The organism is Xanthomonas sp. LMG 12459, from assembly GCF_009192905.1.
Lineage (GTDB): Bacteria > Pseudomonadota > Gammaproteobacteria > Xanthomonadales > Xanthomonadaceae > Xanthomonas_A > Xanthomonas_A sontii.
In genome coordinates this window covers 19,603-42,281 of record NZ_NSGT01000057.1, presented here as the reverse complement: position 1 = coordinate 42,281, position 22,679 = coordinate 19,603, and the positions used below count along the sequence as shown (strand labels likewise).

General features: G+C 67.4%; 20 protein-coding genes, 1 other RNA gene and 1 pseudogene. 10 read left to right on the top strand and 12 right to left on the bottom strand.

Annotated features, from left to right (window positions below; genetic code table 11):
- The 4 genes from CEK65_RS13680 to hrcA all read right to left on the bottom strand — a co-directional run.
- A partial coding sequence (locus CEK65_RS13680; protein ID WP_152182083.1) for a DnaJ domain-containing protein occupies positions 1-244 on the bottom strand: 244 nt, incomplete at its 3' end.
- 151 nt (positions 245-395) lie between these two features.
- A complete protein-coding gene (gene dnaK / locus CEK65_RS13675) occupies positions 396-2,324 on the bottom strand; it encodes a molecular chaperone DnaK (RefSeq protein WP_152182082.1) in 1,929 nt (642 codons plus the stop codon).
- A 145-nt stretch (positions 2,325-2,469) separates the two neighbouring features.
- Entirely contained in the window at positions 2,470-2,991 is a 522-nt protein-coding gene (gene grpE / locus CEK65_RS13670) for a nucleotide exchange factor GrpE (RefSeq protein ID WP_010344263.1), read from the bottom strand.
- A gap of 163 nt (positions 2,992-3,154) precedes the next feature.
- Positions 3,155-4,213, bottom strand: coding sequence for a heat-inducible transcriptional repressor HrcA (hrcA, locus tag CEK65_RS13665; protein WP_152182081.1), 1,059 nt, complete (start codon positions 4,211-4,213; stop codon positions 3,155-3,157).
- Positions 4,214-4,324: 111 nt separating this feature from the next.
- Between hrcA and recN the strand changes: the two genes are divergently transcribed.
- Positions 4,325-5,986: a DNA repair protein RecN gene (recN, locus tag CEK65_RS13660; RefSeq protein ID WP_152182080.1), complete on the top strand. Its 1,662-nt coding sequence runs from the start codon at positions 4,325-4,327 to the stop codon at positions 5,984-5,986.
- 624 nt (positions 5,987-6,610) lie between these two features.
- Here recN and fur read toward each other — a convergent pair.
- On the bottom strand, positions 6,611-7,033 hold the full coding sequence (gene fur / locus CEK65_RS13655; protein ID WP_026143876.1) for a ferric iron uptake transcriptional regulator: 423 nt from the start codon (positions 7,031-7,033) through the stop codon (positions 6,611-6,613).
- A gap of 103 nt (positions 7,034-7,136) precedes the next feature.
- On the opposite strand from fur, the gene bamE reads away from it, so the two are divergent.
- Positions 7,137-7,535 carry an outer membrane protein assembly factor BamE gene (gene bamE / locus CEK65_RS13650; protein WP_017908545.1) on the top strand — a complete coding sequence of 133 codons (399 nt, stop codon included), beginning with the start codon at positions 7,137-7,139 and terminating at the stop codon, positions 7,533-7,535.
- 27 nt (positions 7,536-7,562) lie between these two features.
- On the opposite strand, the gene CEK65_RS13645 is transcribed toward bamE, so the two are convergent.
- Positions 7,563-7,817: an RnfH family protein gene (locus CEK65_RS13645; RefSeq protein ID WP_152182079.1), complete on the bottom strand. Its 255-nt coding sequence runs from the start codon at positions 7,815-7,817 to the stop codon at positions 7,563-7,565.
- Between the two features lie 5 nt (positions 7,818-7,822).
- A complete protein-coding gene (locus CEK65_RS13640) occupies positions 7,823-8,254 on the bottom strand; it encodes a ubiquinone-binding protein (protein ID WP_026144297.1) in 432 nt (143 codons plus the stop codon).
- A gap of 58 nt (positions 8,255-8,312) precedes the next feature.
- Between CEK65_RS13640 and smpB the strand changes: the two genes are divergently transcribed.
- A complete protein-coding gene (gene smpB / locus CEK65_RS13635; protein ID WP_010344270.1) occupies positions 8,313-8,816 on the top strand; it encodes an SsrA-binding protein SmpB in 504 nt (167 codons plus the stop codon).
- A gap of 577 nt (positions 8,817-9,393) precedes the next feature.
- On the opposite strand, the gene CEK65_RS13630 is transcribed toward smpB, so the two are convergent.
- Positions 9,394-11,643 carry a S8 family peptidase gene (locus CEK65_RS13630; RefSeq protein ID WP_152182085.1) on the bottom strand — a complete coding sequence of 750 codons (2,250 nt, stop codon included), beginning with the start codon at positions 11,641-11,643 and terminating at the stop codon, positions 9,394-9,396.
- Between the two features lie 82 nt (positions 11,644-11,725).
- Between CEK65_RS13630 and CEK65_RS13625 the strand changes: the two genes are divergently transcribed.
- From CEK65_RS13625 to CEK65_RS13605, 5 genes are all read left to right on the top strand, one after another.
- Positions 11,726-12,103 carry a hypothetical protein gene (locus tag CEK65_RS13625; protein WP_017917064.1) on the top strand — a complete coding sequence of 126 codons (378 nt, stop codon included), beginning with the start codon at positions 11,726-11,728 and terminating at the stop codon, positions 12,101-12,103.
- Positions 12,104-12,210: 107 nt separating this feature from the next.
- Positions 12,211-12,562: a transfer-messenger RNA gene (gene ssrA / locus CEK65_RS13620) on the top strand.
- 389 nt (positions 12,563-12,951) lie between these two features.
- A complete protein-coding gene (locus tag CEK65_RS21010; protein WP_193314794.1) occupies positions 12,952-13,128 on the top strand; it encodes a hypothetical protein in 177 nt (58 codons plus the stop codon).
- Complete coding sequence (locus CEK65_RS13610; protein WP_157836490.1) at positions 13,125-13,946, top strand: enterotoxin A family protein; 822 nt, start codon at positions 13,125-13,127, stop codon at positions 13,944-13,946. The genes CEK65_RS21010 and CEK65_RS13610 overlap by 4 nt, the downstream gene beginning before the upstream one ends.
- A gap of 230 nt (positions 13,947-14,176) precedes the next feature.
- Positions 14,177-14,500 carry a hypothetical protein gene (locus CEK65_RS13605; protein ID WP_152182078.1) on the top strand — a complete coding sequence of 108 codons (324 nt, stop codon included), beginning with the start codon at positions 14,177-14,179 and terminating at the stop codon, positions 14,498-14,500.
- Between the two features lie 92 nt (positions 14,501-14,592).
- Here the strand turns inward: CEK65_RS13605 and CEK65_RS21200 are convergent.
- A pseudogene (locus tag CEK65_RS21200) lies at positions 14,593-14,722 on the bottom strand (IS30 family transposase); the annotation flags it as partial.
- Between the two features lie 423 nt (positions 14,723-15,145).
- Here CEK65_RS21200 and CEK65_RS21005 point away from each other — a divergent pair.
- The gene (locus CEK65_RS21005; RefSeq protein ID WP_087963689.1) at positions 15,146-15,319 is read left to right on the top strand and encodes a hypothetical protein; all 174 of its coding nucleotides are present in this window, start codon (positions 15,146-15,148) and stop codon (positions 15,317-15,319) included.
- 507 nt (positions 15,320-15,826) lie between these two features.
- A complete protein-coding gene (locus CEK65_RS13595; protein ID WP_152182077.1) occupies positions 15,827-16,819 on the top strand; it encodes a GGDEF domain-containing protein in 993 nt (330 codons plus the stop codon).
- 384 nt (positions 16,820-17,203) lie between these two features.
- Here CEK65_RS13595 and CEK65_RS13590 read toward each other — a convergent pair whose 3' ends face one another.
- From CEK65_RS13590 to CEK65_RS13580, 3 genes are read right to left on the bottom strand one after another with little or no spacing between them, the layout of a single operon-like run.
- Positions 17,204-18,664: an efflux transporter outer membrane subunit gene (locus tag CEK65_RS13590; protein ID WP_152182076.1), complete on the bottom strand. Its 1,461-nt coding sequence runs from the start codon at positions 18,662-18,664 to the stop codon at positions 17,204-17,206.
- A complete protein-coding gene (locus CEK65_RS13585) occupies positions 18,658-19,392 on the bottom strand; it encodes an SDR family oxidoreductase (protein ID WP_017909475.1) in 735 nt (244 codons plus the stop codon). The genes CEK65_RS13590 and CEK65_RS13585 overlap by 7 nt, the downstream gene beginning before the upstream one ends.
- Before the next feature lie 31 nt (positions 19,393-19,423).
- Positions 19,424-22,594, bottom strand: a complete 3,171-nt coding sequence (locus CEK65_RS13580) for a multidrug efflux RND transporter permease subunit (RefSeq protein ID WP_017909474.1) — start codon at positions 22,592-22,594, stop codon at positions 19,424-19,426.
- Positions 22,595-22,679: the final 85 nt, after the last annotated feature.

The following is a 22,679-nucleotide window of genomic DNA, read 5'->3' as shown; positions in this document are numbered from 1 at the left end:
CCATCCCGCCCATGCCGTGCTCGAACGCAGCGTGGCCGTGCGCGTCGTACATGCGCCGGCGATTGCCGTCGGACAGCACCTCATAGGCTTCCTTGCATTCCTTGAACGCGGCCTCGGCGGCTTGGTCGCCGGGATTGCGGTCCGGGTGGTACTTCATCGCGCAACGGCGATAGGCCTTCTTCAGCTCGTCGTCGCTGGCGGTGCGGGCCACACCCAGCACTTCGTAATAGTCGCGTTTGCTCATGGCTGGGAATCGGCGATGGGGAATGGGGAATGGTTCAAAACGGGCATCCTGTAGCGATCGGTCATAGCGGCGATGAAACCGGGAACCTTAAAACGGCGAAGGAGCGGAGCCTGAGCACCGCTCCTTCGAAAACCGATTCCTTAAGGCTGGATCACGCCTTCTTGTCGTCCTTGACCTCGGTGAACTCGGCGTCGACCACGTCGTCGGCGTGGGCCGAGGACGCATGCGCGCCGCCGGCGTTGCCGCCCGGCTGCTGCTCGCCCGCCGCTGCGGCCGCGTACAGCGACTGGCCGGCCTCTTCCAGCGCCTTGGTCTTGGCCTCGATCTGACCCTTGTCGTCGCCCTTCATCGCGGTTTCCAGGTCCGCCAGCGCCGACTCGACCTTGCCGATCACGTCGCCGCCGACCTTGCTGCCGTGCTCGGTGATCGCGTTGCGGGTGGCGTGGATCAGGCCGTCGGCCTGGTTGCGCGCCTGCACCAGCTCGTGGAACTTCTTGTCTTCCTCGCGGTTTGCTTCCGCGTCGGCGACCATCCGCTGGATCTCGTCGTCCGACAGGCCGGAGCCGGCCTTGATCTCGACCTTCTGTTCCTTGTTGGTCTTCTTGTCCTTGGCCGACACGTGCAGGATGCCGTTGGCGTCGATGTCGAAGGACACCTCCACCTGCGGCAGGCCGCGCGGCGCCGGCTCGATGCCGGACAGGTCGAACTTGGCCAGCGACTTGTTGTAGCGGGCCTGCTCGCGCTCGCCCTGCAGCACGTGCACGGTGACCGCCGACTGGTTGTCCTCGGCGGTGGAGAACACCTGCGAGGCCTTGGTCGGGATGGTGGTGTTCTTCTCGATGATCTTGGTGAACACGCCGCCCAGGGTCTCGATGCCCAGACTCAGCGGGGTCACGTCGAGCAGCAGCACGTCCTTGACGTCGCCCGCCAGCACGCCGCCCTGGATCGCGGCGCCCAGTGCCACGGCCTCGTCGGGGTTGACGTCCTTGCGCGGCTCCTTGCCGAAGAACTCGGCCACCGCCTGCTGCACCTTCGGCATGCGGGTCTGGCCACCGACCAGGATCACCTCGGTGATGTCGCTGGCGCGCAGGCCGGCGTCGTTCAGCGCGGTGCGGCACGGATCGATGGTGCGCTTGACCAGGTCCTCCACCAGCGCCTCGAGCTTGGCCCGGGTCAGCTTGATGTTGAGGTGCTTCGGGCCCGACGCGTCGGCGGTGACGTACGGCAGGTTGACTTCGGTCTGCTGCGAGGACGACAGCTCGATCTTGGCGCGCTCGGCGGCGTCCTTCAGGCGCTGCAGCGCCAGCGGATCCTTGCGCAGGTCGATGCCCTGGTCCTTGTTGAACTCTTCGACGAGGTAGTCGATGACGCGCTTGTCGAAGTCTTCGCCGCCCAGGAAGGTGTCGCCGTTGGTGGCCAGCACTTCGAACTGCTTCTCGCCGTCGACGTTGGCGATCTCGATGATCGACACGTCGAAGGTGCCGCCGCCCAGGTCGTACACCGCGATCTTGCGGTCGCCGCCCTGGCCCTTGTCCAGGCCATAGGCCAGCGCAGCCGCAGTCGGCTCGTTGATGATGCGCTTGACGTCGAGGCCGGCGATGCGGCCGGCGTCCTTGGTCGCCTGGCGCTGGCTGTCGTTGAAGTACGCCGGCACGGTGATGACCGCCTCGGTGACGGTCTCGCCCAGGAACGCCTCGGCGGTCTTCTTCATCTTCTCCAGCACCTGCGCGGAGATTTCCTGCGAGGCCAGCTTGCGCCCGTCGGCGGTGGCCACCCAGGCGTCGCCGTTGTCGTGCTGGACGATGCTGTACGGCACCAGGCCGATGTCCTTCTGCACTTCGGCGTCGGTGAACTTGCGGCCGATCAGGCGCTTGACCGCGTAGAAGGTGTTCTTGGGGTTGGTGACGGCCTGGCGCTTGGCCGAGGCGCCCACCAGCACTTCGCCGTCCTTGGTGTAGGCGACGATCGAAGGCGTGGTGCGGTCACCCTCGGAATTCTCGATGACGCGGGCCTTGCCGCCGTCCATGATCGCCACGCACGAATTGGTCGTGCCCAGGTCGATGCCGATGATCTTGCCCATTGCAATGACTCCTGAAAGGTCGTGTAGCCGGCCAGTGCCGGGATCTGGTTCGGATATAGGGATGGCTGCAGGTCATTCAAGCCATCGCCGCAAATTAGCGTTCCACCGCCGCCGCGCCGGGTTCAGGCGCGGGCGGCCGGCGCGCTCAGTCGTGCTTGGCCACCACCACCAGAGCGGGCCGCAGCAGGCGGTCGTTGAGCAGGTAGCCCTTCTGGAACACCTGGATCACATGACCCGGGGCCACGCCCTCGGCCTCTGCCTGGCTGATCGCCTGGTGATGCTCGGGGTTGAACGGCTCGCCGGTCGGGTCGAGCAGGGTCAGGCCGTTGTCGGCGGCGACCTTGAGCAACTGCTTGTAGGTCAGCTCCAGGCCGTCGCGCAGCGGGCTCGGCTCGCTGCCGGCAGCGCTCAGCCCCGCGTCCAGACTGTCGAACACCGGCAGCAGGTCGCCGAGCAGGCGCTCGTTGGCGAACTTGCGCGCCTGCTCCACGTCGCGGGCGATGCGCTTGCGCTGGTTCTCCAGGTCGGCGCGCTCGCGCAGGGCGTCGGCCTTGACCAGGGCCAGTTCGCTGCGCAGCGTCTCGATCTCCGCCTGCAGCGGATCGGTCGAGGGCTGCTGCGCCTCGGTCAGGTGTTCGGAATCGAATTCGGGGTGCTCTTGCGTCATGTCCGGGTCCCTGGCGGGGTACGTCCCGCCTTACCGGACCACCTATGTGGGCGGCGCGAGCGGATTCAAGTGAGGCCGGGATGATCAGCCATTCGGCTGCTGAAAAGCGGGGATTGGGGATTGGGGATTCGCCCGGGCGCGGCGGCGCTTTGCTAGTGCTGGCTCAGCGGTCGCCGGACGGGGATGGGTCGAGGCGGGCGCCGAGGACGTCGGCGGCGGTCTGGACCAGGGGGATGACCCGGTCGTAGTCCATGCGCTTGGGGCCGATCACGCCGAGCACGCCCAGCACCTGGCCGCCGGCCATGTACGGAGCGGTCACCAGCGACACGCTCTCCAGCGGCACCATGCCGGTTTCCTCGCCGATGAAGATGCGCACGCCAGGCGCGCGGATGGTGCGTTCGAGCAGTTGCAGGAGTTCGCGCTTGCTGGCGAAGACCTCGAACAGTTCGCGCAGCCGCTCCAGGTCCGACAGGTCCTGCACGCCCATCAACTTGGTCTGCCCGGCCAGCACCATGTCGTCGCCGGCCGGGGCCAGCGCCTGCTCGGCCAGCTCGACGCTGTGTGCCAGCAACTGCTCCATCTCGTCGCGCGCGTGGCGCAGGTCGCGCAGCAGGCTGGCACGGATGTCGGCCAGGGCGCGCCCGGCGAAATGCCGGTTCAGATAGTTGGCCACCCGCTCCAGTTCGGCCGGCTCGTAGGCCTTGCGCGGTTCGATGACGCGGTTCTGCACCTCGTTGTCGGCGAACACCAGGATCGCCAGCACCCGCCGCGCATCCAGCGGCACGAAGTCGATGTGCCGGAAGGCGAACTGTTCGCGCTTGGGCGCGCTGACCACGCCGACGAAGTGGGTCATCGCCGACAGCAGCTCCGAAGCGCTGCCCAGCAACGCCTGGGTGCCGGCGGCATTGGCCATCTCCGCGCGCAGCCGTGCCACCTCGCCTTCGGCCGGCGGGCGCATCTGCACCAGGCTGTCGACGAACACGCGGTAGCCGGTGGCGGTGGGCACGCGCCCGGCCGAGGTGTGCGGCGAGCTGAGCAGCCCGGCGTCCTCCAGGTCGGCCAGGATGTTGCGGATCGTCGCCGGGCTCACATCCAGCCCGGCATGGCGGGCCAGGGTCTGCGAGCCGACCGGCTCGCCGTCGCGGATATAGCGCGAGATCAGCGTGCGCAGCAGCTGCCGGGCACGCGGATCGAGGCTGGAATGGACCGGGGAAGCGCGCATGGAATCAACCCGTGAGACTGGTCCTTAGATAATGTCTGCACGCCGGCTTGGCAAGTCATTGGCCCACCTACCCGCGCATGCTAGCGTTGCGCGGCTCCGGATGCAGACCCCATGCTCAGACATCTCTCGATCAAGGATTTCGCCGTCGTACGCGGCACCGAACTGGAATTCGGCCCCGGCATGACCGTGGTGTCCGGCGAAACCGGCGCCGGCAAGTCGCTGATGGTGGACGCGCTCGGCTTCCTGTCCGGGCTGCGCGCCGACAGCGGCGTGGTCCGCCACGGCGCCGACCGCGCCGAACTGTCGGCCGAGTTCGTGCCCCCCGCCCAGGCGCGCGCCTGGCTGCGCGAGAACGAACTCGACGACGACGAACACTGCCAGCTGCGGCGGGTGATCCGCGCCGACGGCGGCTCGCGCGCGTGGATCAACGGGCGCCCGGTGACCCTGTCGCAACTGGCCGAGCTGGCCGGCCACCTGGTCGAGATCCACGGCCAGCACGAACACCAGGCCCTGCTCTCGCGCGGCAGCCAGCTCGGCCTGCTCGACGCCTACGCCCGCAACGACGCCGAGCGGGCCGCGGTGCGCGCCGCCGCCGCCCGCTGGCAGGGCCTGCTCAGCGAGCGCGAGACCCTGCTGGCGCAGGGCGACGTCAGCGACCGCATCGGCTTCCTGCAGCACCAGCTGGCCGAACTGCAGCGCGAGGACCTGGACCCGGCGGCGATCGCCGCCCTGGACGCCAACCATCGCCGCCAGGCCCACGCCGCCGCGCTGATCGGCGCCTGCGAAGGCGCGGCGCAGCGGCTCAACGGCGACGAGGCGCCGGCGGTGCTGGACCTGCTGCAGCAGACCCGCCACGAACTCGGCAAGGTCGGCGAGTACGACCCGCGCCTGGCCGAAGTGCAGGCGCTGATCGACAGCGCCAGCATCCAGTTGGAGGAAGCGCTGGCGCTGATCGACCGGGTCCGCGACGACCTGGACGCCGACCCGGCGCAGTTCGACGAGATGGAACGCAAGCTCGGCCGCCTGCACGACCTGGCGCGCAAGCACCGGATCAGCGTGGACGCGCTGGCCGACCACCGCGACGCCCTGCTCGCCGAAGTGGAGAGCCTGCGCGGCGCCGGCGAGCGGCTGGACGTACTCGACGCCGAGATCGCCCAGGCCACCCAGGCCTGGCGCGACGCCGCGGCGGCCCTGACTGCCACCCGCGACCGCGGCGCGCAAGCGCTGTCGCACGACACCACCGCCCTGATCGGCGAACTGGGCATGGGCGGCGGCCGCTTCCTGATCCAGCTCGAGCCGCACGAAAGCGAACGCCCGGACCCGGCCGGCGCCGAGCGGGTCGAGTTCCTGGTCGCGGCCAACGCCGGACAGCCGCCGCGCGCCCTGCGCAAGGTCGCCTCCGGCGGCGAACTGTCGCGCATCTCGCTGGCGATCGAGGTCGCCGCGCTGGGCCTGGACGCGGTGCCGACCATGGTCTTCGACGAAGTGGACTCGGGCATCGGCGGCGCCGTCGCCGACATCGTCGGCAAGAAATTGCGCGCGCTCGGCGAGCAGCGCCAGGTGCTGTGCGTGACCCACCTGCCGCAGGTCGCCGCGCAGGGCCACGCCCACTACCGGGTCAGCAAGGCGCCGGTCGAAGGCATGACCCAGAGCTCGGTGGAACTGCTGGCCCCGCGCCAGCGCGAGGAAGAACTGGCACGGATGCTGGGCGGGGTCGAAGTCAGCAAGGAAGCCCGCGCCGCGGCCAAGCGGCTGCTGCTCAGCGCGGGCTGAGTGGCTGGCGATCGGGCAGCGCCTGGCAGTGCAGCCCTGCCCAGGCGCCACAGGTCACTGAAAGCATCAAAGGCCCCTCTCCCACCGGGAGACGGGTTGGGGTGAGGGTTCGGCGCAGAGCGACCCGCTGACGTGATCCACGAGGCGGCACCCGCACCCTCATCCGCCCCTGCGGGGCACCTTCTCCCGACGGGAGAAGGGAGACGCTTTAGCCCCTCTCCCACCGGGAGAGGGGTTGGGGTGAGGGGCCGGCGCGGAGCGACCCGCTGAGGTGATCCACAAGACGGCACCCGTACCCTCATCCGCCCCTGCGGGGCACCTTCTCCCGGCGGGAGAAGGGAGAAGCCGTAGCCCCTCTCCCACCGGGAGAGGGATTGGGGTGAGGGTTCGGCGCGGAGCGACCCGCTGACGTGATCCACGCGGCGAAACCCGTACCCTCATCCGCCCCTGCGGGGCACCTTCTCCCGGTGGGAGAAGGGAGAAGCCTTAGCCCCTCTCCCACCGGGAGAGGGGTTGGGGTGAGGGTACGGCGCGGAGCGACCAGCTGACCGATCCAACGGGCGACACCCGCACCCTCATCCGCCCCTGCGGGTCACCTTCTCCCGGCGGGAGAAGGGAGAAGCCTCACCCCTTCTTGCCGCTCGGCCGCTTGCTGCGCACATACAGCACCAGGGAATGCTCCTCCAGCTCGTAGCCGTGATCGGCGGCGATCTTGCGCTGCAATTCTTCGATCTCCGCGCTTTCGAACTCGATGATCTTGCCGGTATCCACGTCCACCATGTGGTCGTGGTGGCCGCCGCGGTCCAGCTCATACACCGCCTGGCCGCCCTCGAAGTTGTGCTTGAGCACGAGCCCGGCCGCCTCGAACTGCGTCAGCACGCGGTACACGGTGGCCAGACCGATCTCGTCGCCGTGGTCCAGCAGCTGCCGGTAGATCTCCTCGGCGGTCATGTGGTGCCGCGCCGACTTCTGCTCCAGCAGCTCAAGGATGCGCATCCGGGGGTGCGTGACCTTCAGGCCGACTTTGCGCAGATCGTGGGATTCCATGGCGTCTCCGTTCATAGCTGGTTTATCGCCAGCTGCCTGGGAATGGGTCGCGGCGGTCGCCGGGAGTGTATCATCGACGTGATTTCATTCAGCCATGTCCCCGATGCGCAATCTCCTGCTGGTCGCCGCTGTTGCCCTGTCCACCGCTGGCTGCGGCATCATTTACAAGCAGCCCATCTACCAGGGCAATCTGATCAAGCCGTCGGCCGTCGAACAGCTGAAGGTCGGACAGAGCAAGCAGCAGGTCAGCGCGCTGCTGGGCAGCCCCTCGATCCCGGATCCGTTCCATGCGCAGCGCTGGGACTACACCTCCACCGAGCGTGTCGATCGCGTGGGCCGTACCGAGATCAAGAACTTCGTCGTGTTCTTCGACAACGACATGGTCACCCGCTGGGAAGGCGACTACTTCCCGGACCAGGACGAAGAGCTGGCCAAGAACAGCGTGCGTCAGTTCGGCCGCAACCTGGCCAAGGACAAAAAGAAGCAGCGCCGCGGCGAATGAGCCGGCGGCCGCGTCGCGCCCTGCCGCTCAGCGCGGCTTGGCGCGGCGTCGCCTGGCGTCCTTCGGGTCGATCAGCAACGGCCTGAGCAGTTCCACCCGGTCGCCGTCCTGCAGCAGCCGCGTCGCTGCGGCGACTTCGCCATAGACCGCGCACGGCATGCCGGGCGTCGCTTCGGGCAACGCAGCGGCGGCCAGCGCATCGGCCACGGTCGCGCCCTCCGGCAGCTCCAGCCGCCGCGACACGAAGCGCTCCGGCCAGGCCAGCACCACCTCGACCTGCATGGCGGCTAGGCCTGTTCCCGGTCGGCCACGCGCACGAAGTCGTTGACCATGCGGTCGGCCAGGCTCTGGAAGCCCAGCGCCAGCGCCGGCCCCAGCAGGCGCGAGGCGGGTTCGAAGTCGAGCATCAGGCTGACCTTGCTGGCGTGCTCGTTGAAGCCCTGGAAGGTCCACTGCCCCTGCAGGCGCTTGAACGGACCGTCGCGCAGCTGCATATCGATGCGATCCGGGCGCTGCAGGCTGTTCTCGGTGGTGAACCAGGTGCGGAACGAGCCCAGCCCCAGGTCCAGCCGCGCCACCAGGACGCGGTCGTTCTGCTCGAGGATATGGGCCGCGTCGCACCAGGCGAACCGGCGCGGATAGGCGGCGACGTCGTTGACCAGATCGAACATGCGCGTTGCGGCGTGTTCGACCAGAGCGCTGCGGCGGATGATAGGCATTCGGGACGGAAGTGGGACCAAGACGTTCGGGAGGCCCCGAATCGGAGACAATAGCAAGATGAGCAAGAAACCCGCCAAGGATAAAGCAAACGGCGCGACGGCCAACAAGACCATCGCCCTGAACAAGCGCGCGCGCCACGAATACCACCTGGAGGACCGCTACGAGGCCGGCCTGGCCCTGCAGGGCTGGGAGGTGAAGTCGATCCGCGCCGGCCGCGCCAACATCGGCGAGAGCTATGCGTTCGTGCGCCAGGGCGAGCTGTTCCTGTTCGGCGCGCAGATCACCCCGTTGATCCAGGCCTCCACCCACGTGGTCGCCGACGACCGCCGCACGCGCAAACTGCTGCTGCACCGGAACGAGATCGACAAGCTGATCGGCCGCGTCGAACGCGACGGCTACACCCTCGTGCCCACCGCGATGTACTGGAGCAAGAACAAGATCAAGCTCGAGATCGCGCTGGCCAAGGGCAAGCAAGACCACGACAAGCGCAACGCGGCCAAGGACCGCGACTGGGCCCGCGACAAGCAGCGCATCATGCGCCGGCACAACAAGAATGCCTGAGGAGCTGGGATTTGGGATTCGGGATTGGGGATTCGCAACAGCGGATCTCCTACCCTCCCCAGCTGCCCTGCACGCCTCGCCTTTCCCATGGGAGCGGCTTCAGCCGCGACACAGTGAAGCCGGGATTGGGGATTAGAGAGTCGCAACCGCAGCTCCCATTCCCACAAGCTCAGCCGTAAGTGCGGCGCCGTAACGCCGTGGCACGGCAGCCGCAAGAGCGCACCGCGGTGCATGGATGCCCTTGTGGGAGCGGCTTCAGCCGCGACGCGATGAAGTCGGAACGCGACGTGATTCGGTCGCACCGGCCGCAGAAGACGCGCAGCCCGTTTCATGCCCTCATCCGGAAACATCGGCAGTCACCCGTTGCGGCGAAAGCAGATTCCGACATGAAAGGCGATGCGCGCTCCGAACCTGTTTCGCCCCTCGATCCCCGCCCCCAAATCCCGGCCTCACCGCGTCGCTGCTGAAGCCGCTCCCACACGGGAAACCGCGCAGCCCAGGGAGCCGCCGTTTGCGAATCCCAAATCCCGAATCCCCGGCTTTTCAGCAGCCGAATGGCTGATCATCCCCGCCCCACTCACGTCCCCCCAAGCATCCGCATCAGGCTCGGCAGCCCACTGCCCTGCATGTAGCGATCGCGCTGCAGGTCCAGGCACTGCGCCAGCACCAGTTGCTTGACCCGATCCGGCGCACCGATGAACTCGCGGCGCACCGACAGAAATGCGGCGATCAACCCGGACACATGCGCCGCAGCCATGCTGGTGCCGCTCATCTCCACCATCCAGGTGCCGGGATCCTCGAGCGCATAGCCGTGGTGCGCCGACAGGATCTTTTCGCCCGGCGCGACCAGATCCGGCTTGTAGCGGCCATCGGCGGTCGGGCCACGCGAAGAGAAGTACGAAATGCCGTAGCTGTGCGGGCTGCTCTTGTGCACCGAACCCACCGCCAGCGATTCCTCCAGGTTGGCCGGGTCGCCGATGCTCAGGTCCAGGTTCAGCGGGTAGGCCTCGCCATCGCCCTGCATCAGCCAGGCCAAGCCGTCGTTGCCGGCCGCGATCACCACCACCACGCCCTGCCGCCACAGCCGGCGCAACTCGTTGCATAGCGGGGTGAAGCCGCAGCCGTAGCTCTCGGCGTCGAAGTAGCCGCCCAGGCTCAGGTTGACCCCGTGCACCACCAGCTCGCCGGCGCGCTCATTGAGTTCGGCGACCTGCTGCACGCCCTTGATGATCCACGAGTCGCGGCCGTTGCCGTCGTCGTCCAGCACCTTCAGCCCGTACAGCCGCGCCAGCGGCGCCATGCCGGCGAACTGCAGTAGCGCAGTGGCCGGCAAACCGGGCAGCGGCGCTTCGCACTGCCCGGCGATGATGCCGGCCACGTGGGTACCGTGACCATTGCCGTCGAGCGTGTCGAAGCCGGCCTCGCCCGGGCGCAACGCGCGCGGGCGTCCGCGCTGGGTGCAGTCCCATTGGGCAAGCACGGTCGCCGGTTGCCCGGCGGTATGGAAGTGCGGATGCGCCGCGGCGATGCCGCTGTCCAGCACCGCCCAGCCGATGCCGCTGCCGAGCGCGCGATAGGCCACCTGCGCCGCGTCCACCTGGATCGTGCTGCGCGACTGGTAGATCAGCGCGCGCTTGCCCGCATCGCGCCACAAACGCTTGAGGTTGAGGTCGCGATAGCGCTCGCGCAGGCTTTCGATCTCGAACCGGGTCAACCGCGCCGACACGTAGCGCTGCAGCGTGTCCTCCAGTTCGATCTGCGCATCCAGCGCCTCGCCGTGCAGGCCGGTGGAGGCCTCGGTGAGCGTGCGCAACGCGGCGATCAGCTCATGCTTGCGCTGCGCCGGATCGCCGGTCTCGGACAACCGCTCGAGCTCGATCAGCACTTCATGCCGATAGTCCGGCGCGCGCGCCTCCAACTGATCGGACAGGTCCTTGATCAGCACCGGATGCGCGATCGGCTGGTCGAAGCCTACCCCCACCGCGCGCCTCACCTCGGCGCGCACGTCGGGGACGGACAGGTAGCCGGCGGCCGAATGCGGGTTGTGCTGCCAATCCGGGTTGATCTTCGACCCGGCGATGTTGTGGAAGCGCCCGCCGGCATCGGCGATGTCGTCGCTGAGATCGTCGTCCAGGGCCACCGGGTCGCGGCGCTCGGCGACGTTGACCCAGCGCGCCACGCAGGGCGGGAACGGCAGCTTCGGCGTGCCGGTCCACTCCTTGAACATGCTGCGCACCACCGGCAGCCCCAGCGGCGAGCCGAGCGTGAGCAGCAGCGACACCTCGCAGTCCTGCGGCTGCAGCTCGCGTAGCACGTCGTAGGCGATCAGCGAGCCCTGGCTGTGCGCGATGACCACGAACGGGCCGCCACCGGCGCGGATGCGCTGCAGCAGGCTCTCGCGCATCTGCGTACGCCGCGCCGGCACGAAGAAGAAGTCGTGCACGTCCTGCAGCAGCGCTGCGGAGATCAGCTTCAGTAGTGCGCGGTTGAGTACGTCGACCACGCCCTGCGCGTGCACGTCGGCGGCTGCAGCCGCCGGTGCCGGCGCCGCCGCCTCCACCTCGTCCAGCACCTGGTGCAGCAGTGCGCGCTCGGCCTCGCTGGCGGCCAGCGTGTCGGCGAGCTGGCGCAGATCGGCCAGTTGCGGGGCCACGCCGAGTGCGCTGAGCACGCGCTGCTCGGCCTGGTTCAACACCGGGCCGCGGTCCTGATCCTGGCAATCGCCGGGCTCCGGCGACGGATAGCGTTCGCGGTTGACCCAGTAGGCCATGCGCGTGCGCTCGCCCATCGCGCGACCGAACAGCGCGCGATCCCATTGGCAGCGCAACACCTCGGCCGGCGGTTTGTTGCCGATGCCATGGATGTAGACGACCGTGCGTGCCCGACCCTGCGCCAGCGAACCTTCGCCGGTGGCCTTGGGCCGCAGCGCGTTGCCCGCCGGTAGCGCGGCGGCGGGCGTCGCCGAGGCAGGCCTGCTGGCGCCGGGAGCCGCGGCGTTGGATCTGGACGGTGCTGCCGGCCTTGCCGATGCAGGTCCCTTCGTGGATGGAGCTGCCGATGCCGGCGTCGTCTTCTTCGCCGCCTTGGCAGCCCGCGTACCGACCGCTGGCGTCTTGCGCGCTGTTGCTGTCGGCTTGGCGGCAGATCTCGCCGGCGCCTTGCCGGGGGTGGACGTCGAGGACGTGACGGGTGCCTTGGGCGTACGCCCGCTGCTGCGGCCACGCGGCTGTCTGCTTGCCATTGCGCTGCTCCATGCCTGGGGGAATGCCTGGGGGACGGCGGCGTGACAGGGCCGGCGTCGCAGTGAAGCCAGCTTAAGCGCGGCCTGTCTCAAGACTTGTGACTGCCCTCCCCGATCCCTACACTGTGCAGGTCAGCGTTTGACGTTGTCCCCGGGGGTGCACTGGTTTCGACGGGGGTTGCAAAATCGCTTGGCGCATGCCGAGGGGGCAGCTTTCCTCGTAAATCCAGCCGCAAACTTATAGTTGCCAACGACGACAACTACGCACTGGCCGCTTAAGGCCTAGCCCCGAAATCGCTTGTGTCCGTGCTCGCGACGTAGGGTCATTATCACGGAATCGCCGGTGGTGGCTGCCTGTCAGCCATTGGCTAAATCAAGCAGGCTGGTCCCGGGATGCGCTTCGCACATCGTGCTGTTCCGGGGCGAGATCCAACGATGAGCTAAGCATGTAGTGCCGGGGATGGAGTGCCTTCGGACGGCGGTTCGATTCCGCCCACCTCCACCATCTGATCGCGGAAAAGAGCAGTAAACGCTTGATTCTGCGAAGGTTTGGCCCGGGGTTTGATGATCGATTTGAGCCTGGTCCAGGTATCAAACGAGGGATCAAACCCCGTGCCGAAGCCTTATTTTCTGCGCCGCCCGGCTGTGCCATAGGCGCGCATCTTCGCTCCCACCGATCTTCGGACCCTCGCTGGCCCGCGCCACTTGGTGCACCCCGTTTTCTACCGATGGGCGATGTCGCCCGTCTGGCTGCCTCGCGTGCCGCTGCAGCACCCTCGGGGGCATTCGATCGGATGCGACAGGACGCGAGCATGAACGACGATTTCCCGAGCCAAGCGCTGTCCGCGTTGCGAGGGAAGCAGGCGCGCCCCCTACATCATCAAGGCCGGGGGCATGGAACTCCCTGCCCATGGGGCTGAATATGAAAACCCAATCGCAAATGCCAATGAGTTTTCGCCTATTTTCATTGGCGAGTTTAATAATTGTACATATTCAATAAATACAATCATTTCCATATTCATCGCCTATGGAGCCATCGTCTTGAGAAATCTGCTGGAGTTCTGGAATTGAAAAATCTGCTCTGTCTATTCTGTCTCATCATCTGTCCTTCACTGGCCTGGGCAAACGACCCACCAGATTTTCTTTTCAGATGCGATACGCGGTCACCCGATGAAATTCAACAAGCCGGTGGGTTCTATCCGCACAACAACGGCAGGATCCGCGATTACGACCTCGCCCATCACTTCACCGGAGAAAGTGTCGAGCATTACACCTCCGCCTTCGTATCGACGAGCTCGGATTTGGAAGCAGCCGTCAACCATTGCCTGAGCATGGTCGATAGAGGTCAGAGCGCATGGATCTACATGATCGTGCCGGGCAACAATTTCTATAGCGTTCCGTCCTCCCTGCAAAGAGCCCGTGACAGCCATGTGGCCGGCTCCCCGGAATGGCAGAGAATCAATCAACTCATCAGCGACTATGACGGCATGTCCGAATATGTGGCGGTCGATGGGTTTCCTTTCGGCAGAGTCATCAGTCACGCCGAGCTCAACCAAGAGATGGTCGACGACTATTACCATGACGAAGACTCGGTGCTGTACTCGCCCGACTTTTGGGACAATCGATGGAATTTTTCGGACGCTTTCAACGCTGATTTCGATGGAGAACAGCCCAACGATTCACCATACCTGGTGGTGGACGAACCAGCGAGCCAGGTGGTACTGGCGCTCAATGAGCATGCGATGGAACTACCGCTGCGCTTCGTCTGCGACGCGGCGAACGGCTTTCCGGCATCGAGCAGATCGATAGCATCCTCGCATTCATGCCCCAGGTACGAAATCATCAAAAGGCTCTATGACAAACAAATAATATCCAGCATTATACTTTGACCATCGACAGACCAAAGTCCGTCTCCAGCGCAGTATTTCCCTGAAAAACCGAACCACTGTCACCCAGCGGGCATTGCGCTTGCCGGGAGAGTGGGTGGTGCACGTTCCATCTGATGCCCCCAAAAATACTATAGACGGCCACAAACCAAACAGGTGTCCACACCCACACGAGTCTGCGCATTGCAGTCGTTCGTTTTAGTGGACCCACACGAAAAAACAGGAGCACGACAATGAAAATCAAGCCCCCAGCCTTTGCAATCGCAATCTGCCTTTCGTCATTGAGCCTGAATGCAATGGCAGGCGAATATACCGAAACCGGATACCTGAGAAATGTCAAGGCGAACAATACCGGGAGCACCTGTTTCTTTCAGATCGCGGGGTCACCCACAGGACATAACTTCCAGGGCGGAGAGTGGTATTGCGGAGATATTGCAGGCCAGAACATTCTGAAACTGGCGCAAACCGCACAAATCCTCCAGATGAAGGTCAAAGTCATCCTGGAAGGAGACGGAGCCGCGTACAAGCCGGTAAAGGCCGTTGAATTAGCCAATTAGAACGACTGGGTGCCAGGCGGGCGTGGACGACGCGCAGGAGCCGGAGCATACGTGGGGGACCTGAGGATTCCGAGGCCGGCCGTGCCCCTGCTCTCGCACAGCACCGCCAGCCGGGCCTTGCGCTCCACCAGCCTGCCCACGCACGAACGGTTGAACGCGCCCTTGATCAGGTCGCCCTTCCCAATGCCTCGGCACCAGGCGTTGCTGCACCTGCTCCGGACGATGCACGATGCACGGCTGTTCGGCACCCACGAGCGTCTGAGGCGACCATGCGCGGCAGGCCGCGCATGGCCTTGCGCAGCGCCAGCTGACATGCCAACGCACCAGCAGGCGATCTACCTGCCGGTGCGCGAAGAAAGTGGTCCAGCCGCGGATGCCTGCATCCTTGAAGCAGCCCCAGGCATCGCCTCGGCCGCACAGCTGGTAGGCGCATCATGCGTCCGTGTCCGTTACGCCGGCGTCCTTGAGGCGTTGCGAAATGATGTCGGCGGCGTCGTTGCCGTGCGATGACGACGCATGCCAACCGCGCCGCCGCCAAGAGCGCCTAGGCGGGCACTGGCGATGGCGGCATCGGCGACGCGCCGACATACCCGTCACCGCCGGTCTGTACGGTGGCAGACGCCCTCCTCGATTCGGACACTCCCCATGCCATTGACCCAGGAACAACGGCGCATCCTGCAGGACATCCATGCCACCACCCCGGTCAGCGAAGCCGAGGCGACCTGGGCGGTGCGCGAGGACTACGCGGCGCAAGGCGAGGACGGCGATCTGGCGCTCAGCCAGAAGGGGTTGAAGGCCATCGACGGCAGCGAAGCGTAACCCGCCTCCTGGCCGGGACGTCTTGCGGATCCCATCACGCCGGTGACGGTAGCGCTGCAGAGATAGCCCGTCCGGTCGGCGCTGCGTCCATCTGCACACAGCGCCGCCCCCACGCGACCACAGTACGGTTCGCCGGCTAGCGCCCGCGCGTCGCCCGTCCCCTCATCCGGCGCTGCGTGCCACCACGTCCCGCAGGGAGAGGATCAGGCGCGAGCATCCTTGCATCAGCGCCGCCCTACATGCCGCCAAACAACGTCTGCCGCGTGACGCAGGTTGATCGGCGCGACGCCGATCCCTCCGCCAATGCGACGTCGTCGTGATGCCGTGCGTGTCGGCAATCCCGCTGCGTCGCGGTCAGCTTCGGGATATCGACCACAAAAGAATTTCAGGCATGGAACTTGCAGTTGCCACCGCAACGCCTCTTCGCCAGCCTGATGTCGCCATGCTCGTTGCCCGCCCTCGCCAGCCCGCCTGCAATGACCGTGCGCCGCTCCGGAGTCCAGCACCGTGAGCGCCGGATTGACCCTGCGTCGGCACTTCCGGCTCGGCATCATCAAGACACTCGGTCCGTCCACGGCCGGGGTGCTGCTGCTGTTCGCGGTCTATCAGATGGCGATCGGCGCGCCGTGGACCGCGCTGGCCGGCGCCGCGCTGGCCGGTCTGGCCGCGCTGGCGACCTGGCTGGCGCTGCACCGTGGCGACGGCCGCATGGATCCGCTGCTGTCGCTGAGCTGGTTGCTGGGGAGCGCCCTGGCCTGCCATGCACTGCGCCACGCCGCGGTGCCGTGGCTGTACCTGGTGATGATGAGCAATTTCTTCGTGGTGACGCGCCATGTCGCGCTGGCCTGCAATGCCACGCTGATCGCGGTGCTGCTGGTGGTGACCCCGAGCACCCTGGGTGCCGAGCACTTCTTTTCGATGATCTCGGTGTCGTTGCTGATCACCGGGCTGGGCTACATGCTCGCGTTGCGGGTGGAAGGCGATCGCGTGCAACTGGAGCAACTGGCGTCGCACGATTCGCTGACCGGGCTGCCGAATCGTCGCATGCTCGAGCGCAGCCTGTCGCAACGGGTGGCCGATCCGCGCCGCGCGACACGCCGGCATGGGCTGATCGTGCTCGACATCGATCACTTCAAGGAGGTCAACGACCTCTACGGCCATGCCGAGGGCGACCGGGTGCTGGCCGAACTGGCCGCGCTGCTGCGCGCGCAAGTACGTGCGCCGGACGAGGTGTTCCGGTTCGGCGGCGAGGAGTTCGTGGTGGTGGCACGGCTGCAGTCCGCGACCGAACTGTCCGCCTTCGCCAGGCGCCTGCACGATGCCACCCGCTCTGCGCTGCGCGGCCCCAACGGCACCATCACCGTGTCGCTGGGTGCGGCGATGCTGTGCGACGAGGTGCAGTGGCACGACTGGTTCTCGCGCGCCGATACCGCGCTGTACCAGGCCAAGAACAACGGTCGCGACCGCTATGTGATCGCCGAGGACGTGGCGCAGGACTGAACGACCAGCACCCGCGGCGATCTGCCGCATGCCCGGCTGGTCTTCGGTCCGGTCGCCGTCACCAGGGCCGCTCCGATGGCGGGAAGCATCCTGTGGGCACCAACTGCGATGCCGGGCGAAGTGGCGTGCGTTCCGATGGCGCAATGCGTCGGGACTGAAGTCCCTCCCACAGCGCACCCGCAGGGCTCGCCGCAAGCCATTGCGGGAGTCGCCTGCCATGCAGCCGCGCCGGGCTTCAGCGGGAACGCCCGGCGCGGCTGACGCCGCTCCTGCAGACAAACCTGGGACGCGGCCGGATGGCGGCGAGAGCACATGGCGAGCGGTGCCGACCAGGCGCCGCGGTGCGAACGGTCGGCCCGCACCGCGGCAGCTGCAGCGCCCTGCTCAGGGCGCCTGCACCGCGGACGCCGCCACCGCGGTGGTCGCGACGTCCCTACTGCCGGCCTCCGTGCCCGCGTCCTGCCCCCAACCACCAAGCGCCTTGTACACCCGCACCACGCCGATGTTCACCGCCGCTTCGGCGTCGGCCAGGGCCGCCTCGGCGGTCAGTTGCGTGCGCTGCGCATCGAGCAGGGTCAGGAAATCCTCCGAGCCTTCGCGATAGCGGATCTGCGCCAACGCCTCGGCACGCTGCGCCGCCTGCGTCTGTTCGGCCACGATCGCCAGCCGCGCTTGTTCGTGGGCATAGGCGGTCAAGGCGTTCTCGGTGTCCTCCAGTGCGCCGAGCACGGCTTTCTCGTAGTCGGCTGCGGCGCCGTCGGCCTGCGCTTCGCTCGCGCGCAGGCGTGCCCGCACACTGCCCAGGTCGAACGCCGCCCACTGGATCGACGGGGTCAGCGACCAGGCCTTGCTGCGGCCGTGCAGCAAGGCGCCGGCGTCGCCGGACAGGAAGCCGACGAAGCCGGACAGGCTGATCCGCGGGAACAGGTCGGCGGTGGCCACGCCGACCCGCGCGGTCGCCGCCGCCAGACGGCGTTCGGCGATGCGCACGTCCGGACGCCGGCGCAGCAACTGCGTGGTATCGCCCAGCGGCAAGGCCCGTGCATAGGCCGGGGTCGGCTGCGGCGCCAGCAATGCATCGAGCGCGCCCGGCGGCTTGCCCAGCAGCACCGCCAGCCGGTGCCGCGCCTGTGCGGCATCGACTTCCAGCAACGGGATGTCGGCCTCGATCGCCTTCAGCCGCGCGCGGCTGCTCTGCACGTCCAGTTCGCTGCCGGCGCCCAGTCGCCAACGGGTCTCGGTCAGCCGCTGGGTGTCGCGCAGGTTGTCCAGCGTGGTCCGCGCCAGCGCGATGCGCTTCTGCGTGCCGCGCAGGGCGAAGTAGTTGCGTGCCACCTCCGCGGCCACGGTGACCTGGGCGTCGGCCAGGCCGGCCTGTTCGGCTTCCAGGTTCGCACGCGCCGCTTCGCTGGCGCGGCGCTGGCGCCCGAACAGGTCCAGCTCCCAGCCGGCATCGAAGCCGAGCCGGTAGCTTTCGGTGAGCACGCGCGCGCCGCCGGCGTCCGCGTCCGGGGCCTTGCCGCGGGTGTAGTCGCCGCCGGCGGTGACATGCGGCGCCTGGTCCAGGTGCTGCTCGGCGAAGACCGCGCGCGCCTCGTGCACGCGCGCCAGGGCGAGGCGCAGGTCCAGGTTGGCGACCAGGCCGTCGTGCACCAGCTGTTCCAGCACCGGGTCGTCGAACTGCGCCCACCAGGATGCGACCGGCGAGTCGGTCGCGAACACCGGCGACGCGGCGCCCTGCAGGGCCACGGGCGGCTGCGCCGGTGCGCGGTAGTCGGGGCCGACGCTGGCGCAGGCGCTGAGCAGCGCCAGCGCCAGTGCGCCGAAGACGGGACGGATCACCATGGCAGCACCTGTCCGACATGGGTGTAGCTGCCGGTGGGGCCGTCGGCGTCGAGCAACGCCATCATCACGCTGCTGCGCGCGCCGTCGGCCACTTCCAGCTCGCCCTCGCCCGCGTTCATGTCGGTCTTCACGTAGCCGGGGTGGATGGTGTTGACCTTGATCGGGGTTTCGCGCAGTTCATAGGCCAACTGGATGGTCCAGGCATTCACCGCGCTCTTGGACACGTTGTAGGCCGGCACCTTGAAGTCGTAGATCGGCGACCCGGGCTGGCTGTGCAGGGCGAGCGAACCGAGCACGCTGGAGACGTTGACGATGCGCGCGGCCGGCGCCTCGCGCAGCAGCGGCAGGAACCCCTGGGTGACCGCGATCAGGCCGAACAGGTTGGTGTCGAAGGTCTCGCGCCAGGTCTCCAGGCTCTGCTGCGACACGCTCAGGCGCGGGTCGTCGCGCAGGATGCCGGCGTTGTTGACCAGGATGTCCAGCCGCCCATGGCGTGCGCGCACCGTCTCCACTGCGGCGGCGATGCTGGCGGCGTCGGTGACGTCCAGGGTCAGCGGCTCCACCGGCAGGCCCTCGCCCTGCAGTTCCAGGGCCGCGGCGCTGGCGCGGGTCGCGTCGCGCCCGGCCAGCAGGGTGTGCACGCCGGCTTCGGCCAGCTGCCGCACGGTGTGCAAGCCGATGCCGCGGGTGGCGCCGGTGACCAAAGCGATCTTGTGTGCTGCGTTCATTGCGAAACTCCTGAGAAGGATGGGAAAAGGATCAGCCGTGCGCAGGCGCGTCGGCGTGGGCCGGCGCATGCGAGACCAGCGGCCGCCCGGCCAGCTTGCGCAGGGCGACATAGAACACGGGGGTGAGGAACAGACCGAACAGGGTCACGCCCAGCATGCCGGCGAACACGGTGATGCCGGTGGCAGAGCGCACTTCCGCGCCCGCGCCATGCGAGAACACCAGCGGCACCGTGCCGGCGATGAAGGCGATGGAGGTCATCACGATCGGGCGCAGGCGCAGGCGGCAGGCCTGCAGCGCCGATTCGACGATGCCCTTGCCCTGCAGTTCCAGTTCGCGGGCGAACTCGACGATCAGGATCGCGTTCTTGCACGCCAGGCCCATCAGCACCACCAGACCCACCTGCACGAACACGTTGTTGTCGCCGCCGCTCAGCCACACCCCGAACAGCGCCGACAGCAGGGTCATCGGCACGATCAGGATCACCGCCAGCGGCAGCGTCCAGCTCTCGTACAGCGCGGCCAGCACCAGGAACGCCAGCAGCACCGCCAGCGGGAACACCACCAGCGCCGCATTGCCCTGAGTCGCCTGCTGGTAGCTCAGGTCGGTCCACTCGATCTCCATGCCGTTGGGCAGCACCTGCTTGGCGATCTGGGTGATCTTGGCCATCGCCTCGGCCGAGGACAGCGAGCGCGCATCCGCTTCGCCGGCCAGGTCGGCGGCCGGATAGCCGTTGTAGCGCAGCACCGGGTCCGGGCCGTAGGTCTGCTTGATCGTCACCATCGAGCCGATCGGCACCATTTCGCCGTTGGCATTGCGGGTGCGCAACCGGGCGATGTCCTCCACGCTCTCGCGGAACGGCGCATCGGCCTGGGCGATCACCTGCCAGGTGCGGCCGAACTGGTTGAAGTCGTTGACGTAGGTCGAGCCCAGGTAGGTCTGCAAGGTGTCGAACAGATCGGTCAGGGCCACGCCCTGGGCCTTGGCCTTGACCCGGTCGACCTCGGCATCGAGCTGCGGCACGTTGGCCTGGTAGGTGCCGATCGGGAAACTCATGCCCGGGGTCTGCGCCACCGCGCCCTGCATGGTGCTGACCGCGTTCTGCAGCGCGCCGTAGCCGAGGTTGGCACGGTCCTCGATGAACAACTGGTAGCCGTTGCCGTTGCCCAGGCCGAGGATCGGCGGCGGCATGAAGGCGAACGACATGCCCTCGCCCAGCTGCGAGATGCGCTGGTTGATCTCGGCATTGATTTCCAGCGCGCTGCGGTGGCGCTCGGCGAACGGCTTCAGTGGCAGGAACACCACGCCGGTGTTGGGCGTATTGGTGAACTGCAGCGCGTTGAGGCCCGGGAACGAGATCGCGTGGGCCACGCCGTCGGTCTGCATGGCGATGGTGGCGACCTTGCGCAGCATCGCGTCGGTGCGCTCGATCGAGGCGCCCTCCGGCAGCTTCACACCGGCGATCAGGTACATCTTGTCCTGGGTCGGGATGAAGCCGCCCGGCACCGCCTTGAACATCAGCCCGGTGACCAGCAGCAGCGCCACGTACACCGCGAACACCGCGCCGCGGCGGCCGAGGATGCGCGACACCGCACCCTGGTAGCGGTCGGAACTGCGGTGGAAGAAGCGGTTGAACGGACGGAACAGCCAGCCGCCGAACAGCCGCTCCATGCCGCGCGACAGGCGGTCCTTGGGCGCGTCATGGCCTTGCAGCAGGCGCGCGGCCAGCGCCGGCGACAGGGTCAGCGAGTTGATCGCCGAGATCACCGTGGAGATGGCGATGGTCACCGCGAACTGCTTGTAGAACTGCCCGGTGACCCCGGACAGGAACGCCATCGGCACGAACACCGCGCACAGCACCAGCGCGATCGCGATGATCGGGCCGGACACCTCGCGCATCGCCTGGTGGGCGGCCGCCAGCGGGGTCAGCCCCTCCTCGATGTTGCGCTCCACGTTCTCCACCACCACGATCGCATCGTCGACCACGATGCCGATCGCCAGCACCAGCCCGAACAGGGTCAGCGTGTTGATCGAGAAGCCCAGCAGGTACAGCGCGGCGAAGGTGCCTACCACCGACACCGGCACCGCGATCAGCGGAATGATCGAGGCGCGCCAGGTCTGCAGGAACAGGATCACCACCAGCACCACCAGCAGCACCGCCTCCAGCAGGGTGTGGACCACCGCGCTGATCGAGTCGCGCACGAAGATGGTGGTGTCGTACACCGCTTCGTACTTCACGTCGTCCGGGAACTGCTTGGTCAGTTCGTCCATCTTGGCGATGACCTGGTCGCGGATCTGCAACGCATTGGCGCCCGGCGCCTGGAAGATGCCGATGCCGACCGCGTTCTTGCCGTCCAGCTGCGCGCGCAGGGTGTAGTCGCCGGCGCCCAGCTGCAGGCGGGCGACGTCGGACAGGCGCACGGTCTGGCCGTCGGCGCCGACCTTGAGCACGATGTCGCCGAACTCCTGTTCGGTGCGCAGGCGGCCCTGCGCGTTGATCAGGGTCAGGAACTTGCTCTCCGGCATCGGCTCGGCGCCGAGCTGGCCGGCGGAGACCTGCACGTTCTGCTCGCGCATGGCCGCGACCACATCGCTGGCGGTGAGCCCGCGCGCGGCCACCCGCTCCGGATCCAGCCACGCACGCATCGCGTAGTCGCCGCCGCCGAACACCTGCGCATCGCCCACGCCCTGGATCCGTGCCAGCGCGTCCTTGACGTGCAGGCGCGCGTAGTTGCGCAGATACAGGGTGTCGTACTTGCCCTTGGGCGAGGTCAGGTGCACCACCATCAGGAAGGTCGGCGACTGCTTCTGCGTGGTCACGCCCTGCCGGCGCACGTCCTCGGGCAGGCGCGCCTGCGCCTGCGCCACGCGGTTCTGCACCTTGACCGCGGCATCGTCCGGATCGGTGCCCGGGCGGAAGGTCACGGTCATCTGCAGCACGCCGTCGGAGCCGGCGACCGACTTGATGTACATCATGTTCTCCACGCCGTTGATCGCTTCCTCCAGCGGCGTGGCGACGGTCTCGGCGATGACCTTGGGGTTGGCGCCCGGATACACCGTGCGCACCACCACCGAAGGCGGCACCACGTCCGGGTATTCGCCGATGGGCAGCAGCGGGATGGCGATCAGGCCCGCGGCGAAGATGACGATCGACAGCACGGCGGCGAAGATCGGCCGGTCGATGAAGAATCTGGAAAAGTCCATGGGTGGTGGTCCTGGAAACGGATGAAACGGGGGGCCAGGCGCGGACGCAGGCATGCCGGTGGCGACGCCGGGCCATCGCGGGCCC

Coding starts and splice junctions, on each gene's coding strand:
- dnaK (WP_152182082.1), bottom strand. CDS start 2,324: ATGGGCAAGATCATCGGCATCGACCTGGGCACGACCAATTCGTGCGTG.
- grpE (WP_010344263.1), bottom strand. CDS start 2,991: ATGACGCAAGAGCACCCCGAATTCGATTCCGAACACCTGACCGAGGCG.
- hrcA (WP_152182081.1), bottom strand. CDS start 4,213: ATGCGCGCTTCCCCGGTCCATTCCAGCCTCGATCCGCGTGCCCGGCAG.
- recN (WP_152182080.1), top strand. CDS start 4,325: ATGCTCAGACATCTCTCGATCAAGGATTTCGCCGTCGTACGCGGCACC.
- fur (WP_026143876.1), bottom strand. CDS start 7,033: ATGGAATCCCACGATCTGCGCAAAGTCGGCCTGAAGGTCACGCACCCC.
- bamE (WP_017908545.1), top strand. CDS start 7,137: ATGCGCAATCTCCTGCTGGTCGCCGCTGTTGCCCTGTCCACCGCTGGC.
- CEK65_RS13645 (WP_152182079.1), bottom strand. CDS start 7,817: ATGCAGGTCGAGGTGGTGCTGGCCTGGCCGGAGCGCTTCGTGTCGCGG.
- CEK65_RS13640 (WP_026144297.1), bottom strand. CDS start 8,254: ATGCCTATCATCCGCCGCAGCGCTCTGGTCGAACACGCCGCAACGCGC.
- smpB (WP_010344270.1), top strand. CDS start 8,313: ATGAGCAAGAAACCCGCCAAGGATAAAGCAAACGGCGCGACGGCCAAC.
- CEK65_RS21010 (WP_193314794.1), top strand. CDS start 12,952: ATGGAACTCCCTGCCCATGGGGCTGAATATGAAAACCCAATCGCAAAT.
- CEK65_RS13605 (WP_152182078.1), top strand. CDS start 14,177: ATGAAAATCAAGCCCCCAGCCTTTGCAATCGCAATCTGCCTTTCGTCA.
- CEK65_RS21005 (WP_087963689.1), top strand. CDS start 15,146: ATGCCATTGACCCAGGAACAACGGCGCATCCTGCAGGACATCCATGCC.
- CEK65_RS13590 (WP_152182076.1), bottom strand. CDS start 18,664: ATGGTGATCCGTCCCGTCTTCGGCGCACTGGCGCTGGCGCTGCTCAGC.
- CEK65_RS13585 (WP_017909475.1), bottom strand. CDS start 19,392: ATGAACGCAGCACACAAGATCGCTTTGGTCACCGGCGCCACCCGCGGC.
- CEK65_RS13580 (WP_017909474.1), bottom strand. CDS start 22,594: ATGGACTTTTCCAGATTCTTCATCGACCGGCCGATCTTCGCCGCCGTG.